12 protein-coding genes are annotated in these 13,680 nt (G+C 40.1%); 3 read left to right on the top strand and 9 right to left on the bottom strand.

Annotation, left to right across the window (positions count from 1 at the left end; translation table 11 throughout):
• Positions 1 to 2 precede the first annotated feature (2 nt).
• Positions 3 to 206 (top strand): hypothetical protein, encoded by a 204-nt coding sequence (locus tag BS1321_RS07770; RefSeq protein WP_063235620.1) that lies wholly within the window; start codon positions 3 to 5, stop codon positions 204 to 206.
• A gap of 279 nt (positions 207 to 485) precedes the next feature.
• Here the strand turns inward: BS1321_RS07770 and BS1321_RS07765 are convergent, their stop codons facing one another.
• From BS1321_RS07765 to BS1321_RS07745, 5 genes are all read right to left on the bottom strand, one after another.
• Entirely contained in the window at positions 486 to 1,658 is a 1,173-nt protein-coding gene (locus tag BS1321_RS07765) for a C40 family peptidase (RefSeq protein WP_081113067.1), read from the bottom strand.
• Between the two features lie 295 nt (positions 1,659 to 1,953).
• Positions 1,954 to 2,790, bottom strand: coding sequence for a TIGR03943 family putative permease subunit (locus BS1321_RS07760; RefSeq protein WP_063235621.1), 837 nt, complete (start codon positions 2,788 to 2,790; stop codon positions 1,954 to 1,956).
• 14 nt (positions 2,791 to 2,804) lie between these two features.
• Complete coding sequence (locus BS1321_RS07755; RefSeq protein ID WP_375781817.1) at positions 2,805 to 3,686, bottom strand: permease; 882 nt, start codon at positions 3,684 to 3,686, stop codon at positions 2,805 to 2,807.
• A gap of 341 nt (positions 3,687 to 4,027) precedes the next feature.
• On the bottom strand, positions 4,028 to 4,660 hold the full coding sequence (locus BS1321_RS07750; RefSeq protein ID WP_063235623.1) for a DNA-3-methyladenine glycosylase: 633 nt from the start codon (positions 4,658 to 4,660) through the stop codon (positions 4,028 to 4,030).
• 109 nt (positions 4,661 to 4,769) lie between these two features.
• On the bottom strand, positions 4,770 to 6,335 hold the full coding sequence (locus BS1321_RS07745; protein ID WP_063235624.1) for an MDR family MFS transporter: 1,566 nt from the start codon (positions 6,333 to 6,335) through the stop codon (positions 4,770 to 4,772).
• A gap of 274 nt (positions 6,336 to 6,609) precedes the next feature.
• On the opposite strand from BS1321_RS07745, the gene proC reads away from it, so the two are divergent.
• Together proC and BS1321_RS07735 are read left to right on the top strand one after the other, a co-directional pair.
• Positions 6,610 to 7,416: a pyrroline-5-carboxylate reductase gene (gene proC, locus BS1321_RS07740; RefSeq protein ID WP_063235625.1), complete on the top strand. Its 807-nt coding sequence runs from the start codon at positions 6,610 to 6,612 to the stop codon at positions 7,414 to 7,416.
• An 84-nt stretch (positions 7,417 to 7,500) separates the two neighbouring features.
• Positions 7,501 to 8,868: an FAD-binding oxidoreductase gene (locus BS1321_RS07735; RefSeq protein ID WP_063235626.1), complete on the top strand. Its 1,368-nt coding sequence runs from the start codon at positions 7,501 to 7,503 to the stop codon at positions 8,866 to 8,868.
• A 237-nt stretch (positions 8,869 to 9,105) separates the two neighbouring features.
• Here BS1321_RS07735 and ald read toward each other — a convergent pair whose 3' ends face one another.
• The 4 genes from ald to BS1321_RS07715 all read right to left on the bottom strand — a co-directional run bounded on the left by ald (position 9,106) and on the right by BS1321_RS07715 (position 13,680).
• Positions 9,106 to 10,239 carry an alanine dehydrogenase gene (ald, locus tag BS1321_RS07730; protein WP_063235627.1) on the bottom strand — a complete coding sequence of 378 codons (1,134 nt, stop codon included), beginning with the start codon at positions 10,237 to 10,239 and terminating at the stop codon, positions 9,106 to 9,108.
• A 171-nt stretch (positions 10,240 to 10,410) separates the two neighbouring features.
• Positions 10,411 to 11,232 carry an EcsC family protein gene (locus BS1321_RS07725; protein WP_063235628.1) on the bottom strand — a complete coding sequence of 274 codons (822 nt, stop codon included), beginning with the start codon at positions 11,230 to 11,232 and terminating at the stop codon, positions 10,411 to 10,413.
• 49 nt (positions 11,233 to 11,281) lie between these two features.
• A complete protein-coding gene (locus tag BS1321_RS07720; protein WP_063235629.1) occupies positions 11,282 to 12,538 on the bottom strand; it encodes a PucR family transcriptional regulator in 1,257 nt (418 codons plus the stop codon).
• A gap of 143 nt (positions 12,539 to 12,681) precedes the next feature.
• Positions 12,682 to 13,680: an inorganic phosphate transporter gene (locus BS1321_RS07715; protein WP_063235630.1), complete on the bottom strand. Its 999-nt coding sequence runs from the start codon at positions 13,678 to 13,680 to the stop codon at positions 12,682 to 12,684.

Genomic DNA, 13,680 nt, shown 5'->3' with positions numbered 1-13,680 from the left:
AAATGCGTAAAAATGTATCATTGGCACGGTTAATAGAGTCGAATAAAGAAAATCTCAACAATAATCAGCTGTTCATAGATCTTATTGAAGAAAAAGTCCATAAAAATCAAGTGGAAATGCAGGAAAGACATCTAACAAAACAGGCAGGTGATGAAAATGTTATTAAGAAAAGCCTGGTTATTACAACAAACGATGGCCTATCATAGAAAAAAGAAGGATGAAATAGCTGAACGAAAGGAATTATCAAGCTTGGAAGGAGTCCGTATCAGTAAACAACTCAATTATACGATTATGGAGATGCAAAGGTTAATGCGCGAGTGAGGATGAGAAGTGTTATAAGCCATAACACCAGTTGGCGGCTATTTGACATTATAATACGCAAAAAAAGCGTGTATGATGTATATCAATACACGCTTTTTTTGCTCTTTTATCAAGGCCTATAGAGTTAATTTTTTAGCCAACAATTGTTTAATGCATATCATTATTTAGTTAAGAACTCGGACTGCCTTTACAAAGCTAGGACCCCAGTAAGAATTGTTAATGTTAGCGTAGGATACACCTTTAGATGTAGAAGCATTCAGCATTTGACCATTACCGGCATAAATTCCCACATGATTGATTACACCATCATTATTGGTATCAAAAAATACTAAATCCCCTTTTTGAAGGGATTTTGAAGATACAGCTGTACCAACGTGTGATTGTGCCACTGAATTTCGAGGCAAGGAAACACCTGCACTTTGGAATGCCCTTAATGTGAATGAAGAGCAATCAAATACGTCAGTGCGTGAAGTGCTCGCACCGTAAACATACTTGGCTCCCATGTATTTAGCGCCAGCTGCCAAAACTTGATCCGCTTGGGTCGATTTGGACGGCTTTTTAATTGCAGATGCCGAGGCCTTCCCAGAAACACGGATGGTTTGGCCTATACGAATACGATCCGAATTAGAAATATTAGGGTTTATTTTAAGTAAGGCACTAAGTGAAAGGTTATATCTTTTAGCGATTGTTGATAAGGAATCCCCTAATTTAACCACATAAACTTCTGTTGTATTTTTACTATTATCCGGATTGCTGGTAAGAGTATTAATCTTCAAGACCTGGCCGGGAAAAATAAGGCTACTAGTCAAATGGTTTTTAGACTTTAATTGTTGGATAGTCATATTATTGACTCTGGCAATTTTGTCCAGGGTGTCCCCGGATTTGACTGTATATGTAGCATTAGAATGACTGTTTTTAGCCGTAGAGCTGGATGCAGGGGCTTGTCCGGAAACCCGGATGGATTGGCCTATATAAATGCGATCCGAATTAGAAATATCAGTGTTTAATTTAAGCAGGGCACTAAGGGAAAGGTTATATTTTTTAGCAATTTTAGATAAAGTATCCCCCAATTTAACCACATATTTTTCGGTTTTATCTATATTTTTATCTGTCTGGGCTTTAGTATTAACCTTCAAGACTTGGCCGGGAAAAATAAGGTTACTAGTCAAATGGTTTTGAGATTTTAATTGTTGGACAGTTGTATTATTAGCTTTAGAGATTTTATCAAGGGTGTCCCCTGATTTAACTTGATAAGAACCAGCATAAGCAGAGGTACCGGCGATAAGGGTTCCTATAATAGTTCCTGCAAGAATGAAAGAGTTTTTCGAATTGTTCATTTAGGAAAGTTCCTCCTGATGTGGTAAAAAAATATGTAGCATTTATATTATAAAGGTAAGGCATATAAAAAACATGATCCATATAAATAAAATTCAACTTTTTCGTCATTTTTCAGGTTATTTTGTAGATCTGTCACATCGAGTGGATTCAAGTGGGGAGTAAAAGGCCCATATCTTTAATTTCGCATAAAGAGATAACTAGTCTAAAAGAGCATTTCATAAAATGGAAGTTTTGAGGTAATAAAAAAGAAAGGAAAGAATAATATAATATCCTTACCTTTCCATGATGAATTTTTTAATATTGTCTATAAACGTAGGGATCATCTGGTTCAGCGATTTTACTATGTGATGATACTTTGAGCAGGGGAATGGTTTTCTTGAATGGCTGATAATAAATGGATTCCAATTCACCTGTCACGGAATACCACTCATCATTTTTAGGATGCATTCCTTCAGGAAATTCGATTAGCATACCGAATACCCCAGAGTCTGCTACACAGTGAATGACCCCAAAACGAAACAGGAATACCTGGTTTTTGGCTAGCTCATCTGAATTGTACGAAAATCCAGTTAACGTTATTTGCTTGCCAGTGAACTTTCCAGGAGAGTAATAGATGGCTTCTAAATCGTTTAGATAGTTTTCATCGGTTAATTGAAGACTATCACGATCAACCAAGCCTTTGAGAGAGTTATCCATTAAAGTTAAATAGTCATCCTTGCCATAATAAAGACTCGTATCCGGCTGCAGAAATTGATGCTGGCTATATTCATCTGAGTCTTCATATACTGGGAAATGAAATCCTTTTTTTTCTACAATATTAGAGTCCATAGTGGCAACAGGCAAAAAGAGACCGGTTAAAATGGGAATGAAGTATAGGAAGTAAGTAAGGTTCCTTTTCCATTTCTTATTTTCCTGGGAGTGATCATGTCCGCACTGATAATCAACACATTCTTCTTGATTATCTTCTTTAAAATATAAGTAAGATCCCATTAACGTGAATATTGCCAGTATATAGATAGCAATCTGTGAAACATATGAATATTCCATATTAATGTATTTCGATATATTCCCTGAGGCGTGTAAATGCATGAATAAAAAAGTAAGTCCAAGTAATATGAATAATCTTCCCATATAAAACACCCTCTTTAAGAAATAAACAATAAAGTTAGGCCTAAGACGGAAATAAATATATAGGCCATCAAACATAAAACGAATTTTGTTTTGAAGGTACCTAAAAGCATGATTGTATTTTTAATATCAAACATGGCACCAAATACAAGAAAAGCAACTAGTGAAGAGGGCGAGAAGGTACTTCTAAAAGAACTTGCCACAAAGGCGTCCGCTTGGGAGCACAAGGACATGACATAGGACAAAGCCATCATGACTGCATTCCCGGATAGTTTTCCTTGCCCAATTTCAAGCAATAGGGATGTTTTCAAAAAGGTTTGAATGCCAGCTGCCAGCAGTGCACCAATGATTAAGTATTTTCCAACAGAAAAGAACTCTTCAATCGAGTGTTTAAACATCCCCGTTATTTTGTCTTTAAATGTAAGTTTATGGTGATGTATATGTTCGATATGTTCCTGTTTAAGCTGATTTGTCTTAAATTGAAAAGACAGGATGCATGCAATAATCAGGACGACCACGAATGCAATTCCGCCACGATAGAAAACCATGCTCCAGCTATTACCAAACGCTATATAGGTGGAAAACAGGACGATCGGATTGAGAATGGGTGCAGAAAGCATAAAGGCAATGGCCGCTGAAAGAGGAACCCCTTTAGCGATCAAACGGCGGGTAATCGGGACGATCCCGCACTCGCAGGCAAGAAAAAAGACTCCTGCACCTATTGCGGATAGAACAGATAAGATCGGATTTTTCGGAATAATTTTTGCAATCATCTCTTCTGACACAAACATTTGGATGATTCCAGATATAAGGACTCCCAGTAAAATGAAGGGAAGGGATTCAATTAGGATACTAATAAAAATTGTATTCATTTGCAAAAGGGCCTGAACGTTCATCATAAACCACCTTCCATATTGCTGACTTAACTATATTAGGTACGTAAAAGAAGGAAGTCAATTTATTATTACTGGGGTAATAGGATGGAAGTTGAATGGGTAAGGAAATTATGGAAATTGAATTATGGGATATTGAGGGGATTTGAATAATCTAATGAAAAAGTTTGGCAGAAATTAAGTATTACTTCAATTTAAACCTTGTTCCTTTTGGGCTATGCCAAGCTATTTCCTAATCCTTTCATTCAAGACTTTTGATATTTCGGGATGCTTACGGACAAAGTAAAAACCCCTCAAAGTTGTGTAACATCCACAGAATTTACACTGTTCACTTAGAGGAGATAAAATCATGGTTTATTTTTCGGTACAACTTTATTAATTAAGTTTTTACGGGAAATAAACGGATTGTCGGTAACCCAGAAACGCCAAGGATAATCTTTTGCTTCCCCGGAGTTGTCGATTCCGACGCGGGGCCCGCTGGATATGTGTTCAGGCTTTTTTCCGGCAGCAAGATATAGCGGGGGATCCGTAAAAGATCGACCATAATCATCCATGGTGATGCCTAGTGCCTTTGTTAGCTTCCCAGGTCCATCGGTCCATTTACGAATATCGGCAATTCCGCGTCTTTCATGCATTAACTCAAGCCCGGAATAAGGTTCAACCGCCCGGATTAAAATGGCCTCCGGATTTTCAGATCCTCCGCTTACGACATTGACCAGTGTATGTGTGTGCATGACGTATGTATATATCAATCCGGAATTACCGAACATCACTTCCGTCCGTTTTGTCCTTCTATTTCCAAAACTATGTGCGGCCCTGTCCCCAGGTCCAATATAGGCCTCTGTTTCAACAATGAATCCAGAAGCGGTGCCATCCGCTGTTTCTTTTACAATAAGGCAGCCAAGAAGGGATTTTGCCAGTTCAAGCGTGGGCTGCTGATAAAAATCCGCAGGTAAAATTGAATGGTTTATCTTGTTCATAGTATCACTCCATTTAGTCTCATACAGGTAAAATTCCCTTATCAATGAAAAAGAAACATGAAGGGATTTAAAAAGGCCGGCTGATTAAATCAGCCGGTCCCGAGCATATTTAGCCTAATTCTTTTTCAGTTTCTTGATCTCTTTTGATTCGGCCTGAACCCACGGAAAGTGCCACTAATATCCCCGCGGAAACAAAAAAGATACCAGTGATGAAAACACTGGAGAATGCATCGATCCAAGCATTTTCAATCGTTTTTACAAGTACATTGCTGACTTCTGCCGGCATTTTAAGGTTTTCCGGATAAAGCATGATGTTGAATAACGCATCCGTTTTATCGGCTAATGCTTTCAGTGCCTCATGCAATATAGGGTCCTTTTGACTTACGACCGCATCATCCATATTTTGCTGGAGATTGTGATTCATGACAGCGTTCAAAATCGTGATGCCCATCGTTCCTCCTATAGATCGGAAGAATGTCGAAGCCGCTGTAACCGACCCTAGCTGGGATTTTGGAAATTCGTTTTGAACGGCAATCATCAATGTCGGCATGACAAGACCCATACCTATTCCAAGGATGGCCATGAATGAGTACGCAGTGAATATAGTCGTACTGCCGTCCATCATGCTCATTAGGAAGAAGCCAAGCGTTGCAAAGACCATTCCAAAGGTAAGCACGGTACGAAAACGGAATTTTAATAGTAACCGCCCTCCAATGATGCTGGAAAGAATCATACCGATCATCATTGGAGTCATGGTCGACCCCGCTTTTGTTGGTGAAACTCCCAGTACGCCTTGCATGAACAGCGGGACGAACATGATTGCCCCGAACATGCCAAGGCCCAGCAAGAATCCCAAAATATTCGTGGTGGAAAAAACTCTATTTTTAAAAAGGGATAAATCAAGGATCGGTTCGACTGCTCTTCTTTCAAAAATGATGAATAGGGCAATGAAGACAAGGGTGCTGCCGAAAATCAAGAGAGATTCTAGTGATAACCATTCGAATTTATCACCACCGAAGGTCAAGCCCAGCAGTAACAGGACAATACCAGGAATCAAGGTGAAAATCCCCAGATAATCGATATTCACTTTCTCTGCTTTCCTTATGGCTTCGTGTTTCAATCCTACATAAATCAAAATGGCAGATAGTAAGCCCGTCGGTACATTGATCAGAAAGATCCAATGCCAGCTGATATGGTCAACGATCAGGCCGCCCAGAAAAGGGCCAATGACGGAACTTAAACCAAAAAGGGCTCCAAATACACCCTGCCATTTGGCTCTTTGTTCGGCAGAGAATATATCGCCGATTATCGTTTGGGATAAAGGCATGATCATTCCGCCGCCGATTCCCTGCAGCCCTCTATAGATGATCAATTGCTCCATCGAAGTGGCTGTGGCACATAAAAACGAACCAATCGTAAAAATGATCGTACCAAGCAGATAAAGGGTACGTCTGCCATATAAATCAGATAGCTTTCCAACAATGGGTACAACAGTCGTTGAGGCTATTAAATAGGCAGTCGTCACCCATGCAAAGATGGTAAAACCATTCAATTCCCCGATGATTGTCGGCATGGCCGTACCGACGATCGTCTGTTCCAATGAACTGAAAAACATTCCAATGATCAATCCTGTTAAGACTAGCTTGGTATTGACCGCTTTTTTTTCCATTTGCATAAGATTTCTCCATTCCTAGAACTGTATTCCTTATTCGTTTGTGACTAATAGGTCAAAATTATAAATCTGAAATGACCAATTAGTCAACGGTTTTTTCGCTGAAAATTTCAATTGCATAAAGGTGGATATAAAGATTCATCCATAACGCTTAAGTAATTCGACCAGAAACCACCAATTCCTTCCTGATTAATATCTCCAACGTGTTTCCATTTATCAAATTCGATATAATAAATAAGAAGGAATATAGATGAACTTATGATTGGAAGTGTAAGATATGAATAAAAAAATCGGGTTTATTGGATGCGGTAAAATGGGTGAGGCAATGCTTGAGGGCATGTTGCTTGCAGAGGTCATTTCACCAGAAGGAATCATGGTCAGTACTGCGAGTGTGGAAACCAAAACTAAAATCACCACGAAATACAAGGTTAAAGGCACTTTGGATAATAAAAAGGTTGCCGGTTTTGCCGATTTTCTCTTTTTAGGGATCCAACCTGCCATGCATAAGCAAGTGCTTGAAGAAGTGAAGAATCATGTGAAAGAAGACGCTGTGATCATCACTATGGCAGCGGGGATCACTATATCTTTAGTTGAGAGCAGCTTTGGAAAAAAAGTGAAGATTGTCCGGACGATGCCAAACACTCCTTCGCTTGTCGGTGAAGGCATGACGGCCATGAGCATTAATGATGAAATTACCGATGCTGATATAGAGGATGTGACTGCACTGCTGAATAGTTTCGGTAAAACGGAAATCCTCCATGAAGATTTGATGGACTCAGTACCGGCCATCAGCGGTTCGTCGCCTGCTTATGTATACATGTTCATCGAGGCGCTGGCTGATGGAGGGGTCCGTGATGGCATTCCACGGAAACAAGCATACCGAATGGCAGCACAAGCTGTAATGGGAGCTGCTAAAATGGTACTCGAAACGGAAAGACATCCTGCTGCTTTAAAGGATGATGTCTGCACGCCGGGCGGTTCAACGATAGCTGCGGTAGCTTCTTTAGAAGAGAATCAGCTAAGATCCAGCATTCTACAAGCAATGAAGGCCTGCACGGATAAAACGAAAGGTTTCAGTAAGTGAAGAAAGATGGATTGCCTATTAGCGGGCAATCTCATTTTGTGTAATATTTTCAGAATGTTTAGTAAAAAAAGAGGGGGCAGCATAATGAATGGTTATATAGAGGAATTAAGGAAGATACTGACGGAAGAACAAGTAACGGTGAATGAAACTTTATTGGAACAGCACAGCCATGATGAATCCTACCACACTCCGCATTTACCGGATATGGTCATATATCCAAGGGATACTGCGGAAGTCAGTGCAGTCATGCGGTATGCGAATGAGCATGAAATACCGGTCATTCCTTTTGGATTAGGATCAAGTTTGGAGGGGCATGTCGTTCCAGTCAAAGGGGGAATTTCCCTGGACTTGTCCTTGATGAATCAAATATTGGAAATCAGGGAAAATGATTTCCTTGTGAAGGTCCAACCAGGTGTGACAAGGACGCAACTCAATAAAGAATTAAAAAAATACGGTTTGTTCTTTTCCGTCGATCCTGGTGCCGATGCTACATTGGGAGGGATGGCAGCTACGAATGCAAGTGGGACGACCTCGGTCAAATATGGGATAATGCGTGATCAAGTCAGGGATTTGGAAGTGGTTCTAGCAAACGGTGAAGTGATTCATTCCGGAAGTTTAGCGACAAAATCATCTTCAGGCATTCACTTGAATGGCTTGTTTGTCGGCTCTGAAGGTACGATAGGTGTATTTACTGAACTGACTTTAAAGGTATACGGCATTCCTGAAGTCACAATGGCTGGGAGAGCTTCATTTCCAACCGTCGAACAGGCAGTATCTGCGGTTAATGGGATCATGCTTGCTGGAATCCCGATTGCACGAATTGAATTGGTTGATGCCGAGTCCATAAAAAAAGTTAATCAATTCATGGACAAATCCTATGATGTCCAACCAACTTTATTCCTCGAGTTTCATGGGAATTTTGCCGGACTTGAACAGGACGTCAATTTTGCCAAGGAAATCGTAAGTGATTTTGGCTGTGGGGATATCCAGTTTGAAACCGATTCAAAAGCACGGAATGCCTTATGGGAAGCGCGCCATAATCTTGCGTACGCATTCATTCACAGCGCACCTGGAAAGAAGCTGATGGTGACCGACGTAAGTGTGCCCCTTCATGAATTATCGAATGCCATACTAGATACAAGGAAGAAAGTCGAACAATCCAAAGTGGAGGGTGCGATTGTAGGACATGTAGGTGACGGAAATTATCACGTATTGTTCATGATCGATTTGAAAAATCCTGAAGAAGTTAAAGAAGCGAAGAGGTTAAATGAAGAAATCGTCGAATATGCATTAACCAAAGGCGGTACATGTACGGGTGAACATGGGGTAGGACTTGGAAAATCGAAGTATCAGCGAAGGGAGCATGGAGGAGCTTACGAAGTGATGAAAACGATCAAACAGGCATTGGATCCGAAAGGAATAATGAATCCCGGGAAGATTTTCATAGATTAAGAGGAATATTCCATTTTGTTAGATTAGTAATAACAAGACTTGTGCAGATAATCCGACCTATATCTGGAAAAGTCGCCTGTCCGTGCTGATAATTCGACCTATATCCGGAAAATCCGACCGTTTGCGAGATAATCCGGTCTGTCCAGATATTGTCCGAGGAAGTACAGCTTCAACGAGGTTCCTCGACCAAAAAAAATAAGACTCCAGACAAGATTGTGTCTGGAGTCTTATTTTTTATTAAGCGTTAATGTTATTTGAGTTTAAGGCGTTTTCAACACTTACATAGTTGTAGCCAAGGTCTGTGGCAACTGCTTCGAACGTGATTTCACCGTTCGCTACATTGACGCCTTTTGCAAGTGCATCATTTTCAAGGATCGCTTTGATGGCACCTTTGTTTGCAATTTGAAGTGCAAATGGTACTGTTACGTTAGTTAAAGCAACTGTAGAAGTTTGAGGCACTGCTCCTGGCATATTCGCTACTGCATAGTGCACTACTCCATGTTTAACATAAGTAGGGTTATCATGTGTTGTTATGTGGTCGACCGTTTCAAAGATACCGCCTTGGTCGATTGCAACATCGACAATGACTGAACCTGGAGACATCGATTTAACCATTTCTTCAGTAACGAGCTTAGGAGCTTTAGCACCTGGAATCAATACAGCACCGATTACTAAGTCGGCATCTTTGACTGCTTCTGCAATATTATAAGGGTTGGAGATAAGTGTAGTCAGTTCATTTCCGAAAATATCATCAAGTTGACGAAGGCGGTCAGGGCTTAAGTCAAGAATGGTAACATCTGCGCCTAATCCAATAGCGATTTTAGCAGCATTCGTTCCAACCATACCTCCGCCGACAACAGCGACTTTACCACGTTTAACTCCAGGAACTCCGCTTAAGAGAATTCCTTTGCCGCCGTTATTTTTTTCAAGGAACTGAGCACCGATTTGTGCAGCCATGCGTCCTGCAACCTCACTCATTGGTGTCAATAAAGGAAGTGTGCGGTTTACTGCAACCGTTTCATAAGCAATGGCCAAGACACCGCTTTCTTTTAGGGCCTGAGCTAGTGCCGGTTCAGCCGCTAGATGTAAATATGTGAAAAGGATTAAATCTTTTCGGAAATATTTATATTCAGATGAGATAGGTTCTTTTACTTTCATGATCATTTCTGTGCTTGACCAAACGCTAGCAGCGTCCTCGACTATAACAGCACCAGCTTCTAGATATGATTCATTTGTAAAACTGCTTCCTAGACCTGCGTTCATTTCGATTAATACTTCGTGCCCTGCGTTGACTAATGCTACAACCCCAGCTGGAGTGATAGCTACACGGTTTTCATTGTTTTTAATCTCTTTTGGAATTCCTATTCTCATCTTAATCCCTCCAATAATATGTTTTACTATTTGTATCACAAGTATAGTTGGAAAAAGAAACAGTTAGTATGTGGAAATCAGAAAAATGAAAAAGGTGTATTTGTGGAATTCCACAAACGCAGTTTCAAAAAACATGGACTCGCCAGGATCAAGATCCTTTTAATGCTGAATTCAATTCTTTGTAATAGGTTCTTGAATGCGCTCTAAAATCCTTCTTTTTTTATAAAGCATGATTCCCGTATCGGCTATATCGGCAATCATGGAACGATTTGTAAGGGCGCCAAATATTATTCCGGCAACAGGAACCATTTGCAAAAGCTTTTTCCAGCCAAACTGATCACGGTATGTATAAACAACTTCTCGCCATCCTTGCAGTTCGGATGCTATTTCCCTTTTTGATTGGGTATCAGACTGGTTCATTTTCGACAATTCATTTAATAGAGCCTTTTTGCCGACAATATCCGATGTTGTGAATTGCAGACATTTGACGATGAAAATACGTTCTTCGCGGTCTCTAGGATTGAAGCCATATGTGATGGCGATATCCTGAAGGGTTTTGATCGACATGCCGAGAAGAAGGGGGATGTCGATGGCCAAGGTGAAGATTCCGCCAATCCCTGTAGTGGCACCTTGAACTGTTGCCAATTTACTGCCTGAATTTTTAATATCCTGACTCACGCTATCCATGATATGGAGGGGGATGCTTGAAATATCTTCCAGGTCAGTAATAATCAACTCGGGAACCTTGGCTTGCAGCTGACTTAGAATATGAGCTTCTTTCGTTAAATATTTTCCGCCATTCTGAATGTAGCTGCCGATTTCATCAAGCATGACACCTAACTTTTTCTGAATGAAATCGGGTGTCAACTTATCCAATAGCTTGAAGGGAATCCGCCCAATCCGTTCCCAAAACCATAGTCCTTTCTGATCTTTCTCCCATTTTTCAATGATTGTTAATTCTTTTTCAAGTTCTTCTTTTGTTTCAAATATCATATGATCAACCTTTCCACACTTCTAGTATTCCATATCAGGGAATATATCATTAATTTTTCTTGAAAAATTCATCATATTGATTAAGTTTAATATTAAGAAAGAGGGACATTTTTTGAATCGGGTCTTTTAACCGGATATTTCCCACTTCCGAGATCCTTTTTAATCGGTAATTCAATGTATTCACATGGATATGAAGATTTTTTGAAGCTTCATTAGGGTTGCAGTCTTTCTCTAGATAGACAGAGAGTGTTTGCAGCAATTCCGTCTGGTTTTTCATGTCGTATGCTTTTAGCTTAAGGATGGAAGGATGAACACGACGCTGTTTGTTGCTTGCGAGTGTTTCAATCATTTGAAACATGCCAAGTTCTTCATAATGTAAAATGAGTTTCATGTCATCTGGGAAAATATTCTTCATTTTTAGGGTGTATTGAGCTTCTTCGTAACTTGATTTAACATCCATTAAGTTTTTATACATATTGCCAGCCGTTCCAAGGATATTCTCAACACCGAAACGCCGTTTCATCTCCAGAATGAAAAAAGGAATGAACTCATAAATCGATGAAGTGAAAGAAGGGCTGTTTTCCTGGTTGGCTCCCGCGAAAAGAATGAGCTTGTTATGGTCAATGGCAAATAAGGAACTGTTTATCTTTTGAGTGGTCGTTAACATGTATGAAATGTAGCGCTCCACTTCGCGATTGATCTCTTTAGGAAATTCGAATACCAATATAGAAAAACCCACTGGAACATGGATGGAGAATTTCGTATAATTTTCAATTATTTCCGATTCTTCTTGGTAGTGCCCGGTCAACATGCGCCAAAGGAACTCCTGATGACCTGCTTCTTTTCTTTTCTTTTTCAATTGCAATTGCTGTAACTGGTTCTTCGCCTCCTTGGCAGCGAATTGCAGAAATTTCATATCTTCTTCTGAGAAAGGTTCATTTACTTCCAAAGCCCAAATGAATCCAAGTACTTCGTTATTTTTCCGTATGGAAACCGCAACCCTGTTACCGAGACCGACATCATTGATGGCCCCGATTTTAATGGGGACATCTTCTTTCAGTAACGCGGGGATGAAGCCATCTTTCCACAAACTGTTGATGACCTTTTCAGGGACACGTCTTCCGATTATGGTCATGATACGAGCCTGATCCGTAGTATCATCGTGTGTGCTATAAGCAAGTAAGCGGTGGTTACCGTCCTCGATTGTAATGGGGCAACCTAAAACAGAACTGATTCTATCTGCAAACTCCATCATATCTCCATAAAGGTCTTTAAAAATATCTCTATTTTTTTCGAATTCCTTCATTTTTATTTTGCCCCTCGCTAAAAAAATTCCTTCTTCTTTAAATTTTAAACGATTATCCATGATTTCGCATAGAATTATATCTATGTTATTACAAAGGAAACAGAAAATCCCTGCCGATGGAAACCGGAAGGGATTTTTTTATTTTAGAATAGGAAATTTATTAAATAATAAAGCAAACCTGCTAATGTTGCTGAGATAGGAATGGTAATGAACCAGGTTACAATCATTCTTCTTGCCGTTCCCCATTTTACTCCCTTAACACGGTGGGCTGAACCAACTCCAAGAATCGAAGAAGAAATAACATGTGTTGTACTAACTGGCATGTGTATCACGGTCGCGCCAAAAATGATGAAGGCTCCGGTTAAATCCGCTGCAACACCATTGACAGGGCGGATCTTCATAATCTTGCCACCAACCGTTTTAATGATTTTCCATCCACCAACAGAAGTTCCAAGTCCCATCGCTAACGCACATGAAAATTGAACCCAGAAGGGGATGTCAGTACTTGTTGCATAGCCGTTTGCAATAAGGGCCATCGTGATGATCCCCATGGCTTTTTGGGCGTCATTCGTTCCGTGGGTATACGATTGAAGTGCTGCAGTAGCAATCTGTATAGTCCGGAATTTTTGGTTTGTTTTTGTCAAGTTATTATTTTTAAATACAACTTTAAAGATGCTGTATACGATAAACCCGATTGCAAAAGCAATTAGCGGGGAGAAAATCAAAGCTTGAAGAATTTTTAAGAATCCTTCCCATTTTATACCGGCGAAACCAGCGGCGGCAATGGCGGCACCTGCAATCGAACCAATCAATGCGTGGGATGAACTGCTTGGTATCCCGTAATACCATGTAAGGAGGTTCCATATAATAGCGGCAAGCAAAGCTGCCAAGATTACATATGAACCATTTGGAAGCGTGAACGGATCCACGATATCCTTCGTTATGGTCTTTGCTACGCCTGTAAACGTCATAGCTCCGACGAAGTTCATAATGGCTGCCATGATAATGGCATGCCGAGGCTTCATGGCCTTTGTTGAAACAGCTGTAGCAATTGCATTTGCTGTATCATGGAAACCATTGATGAAATCAAATGCTAAAGCAAAGAAAACGATTAATATTGTTAAAATTAATAAAGTATCCAT

The organism is Peribacillus simplex NBRC 15720 = DSM 1321, from assembly GCF_002243645.1.
Taxonomy (GTDB): domain Bacteria; phylum Bacillota; class Bacilli; order Bacillales; family DSM-1321; genus Peribacillus; species Peribacillus simplex.
Note: the sequence above shows the minus strand (reverse complement) of the source record. Positions and strands in the feature narration are given on the sequence as shown.

What these genes read in the sequence shown, in the direction of transcription:
- BS1321_RS07770 (WP_063235620.1), top strand. Translation starts at nt 3, where the DNA reads ATGCGTAAAAATGTATCATTGGCACGGTTAATAGAGTCGAATAAAGAA.
- BS1321_RS07765 (WP_081113067.1), bottom strand. Translation starts at nt 1,658, where the DNA reads ATGAACAATTCGAAAAACTCTTTCATTCTTGCAGGAACTATTATAGGA.
- BS1321_RS07760 (WP_063235621.1), bottom strand. Translation starts at nt 2,790, where the DNA reads ATGGGAAGATTATTCATATTACTTGGACTTACTTTTTTATTCATGCAT.
- BS1321_RS07755 (WP_375781817.1), bottom strand. Translation starts at nt 3,686, where the DNA reads ATGATGAACGTTCAGGCCCTTTTGCAAATGAATACAATTTTTATTAGT.
- BS1321_RS07750 (WP_063235623.1), bottom strand. Translation starts at nt 4,660, where the DNA reads ATGAACAAGATAAACCATTCAATTTTACCTGCGGATTTTTATCAGCAG.
- BS1321_RS07745 (WP_063235624.1), bottom strand. Translation starts at nt 6,335, where the DNA reads ATGCAAATGGAAAAAAAAGCGGTCAATACCAAGCTAGTCTTAACAGGA.
- proC (WP_063235625.1), top strand. Translation starts at nt 6,610, where the DNA reads ATGAATAAAAAAATCGGGTTTATTGGATGCGGTAAAATGGGTGAGGCA.
- BS1321_RS07735 (WP_063235626.1), top strand. Translation starts at nt 7,501, where the DNA reads ATGAATGGTTATATAGAGGAATTAAGGAAGATACTGACGGAAGAACAA.
- ald (WP_063235627.1), bottom strand. Translation starts at nt 10,239, where the DNA reads ATGAGAATAGGAATTCCAAAAGAGATTAAAAACAATGAAAACCGTGTA.
- BS1321_RS07725 (WP_063235628.1), bottom strand. Translation starts at nt 11,232, where the DNA reads ATGATATTTGAAACAAAAGAAGAACTTGAAAAAGAATTAACAATCATT.
- BS1321_RS07720 (WP_063235629.1), bottom strand. Translation starts at nt 12,538, where the DNA reads ATGAAGGAATTCGAAAAAAATAGAGATATTTTTAAAGACCTTTATGGA.
- BS1321_RS07715 (WP_063235630.1), bottom strand. Translation starts at nt 13,680, where the DNA reads ATGGATACTTTATTAATTTTAACAATATTAATCGTTTTCTTTGCTTTA.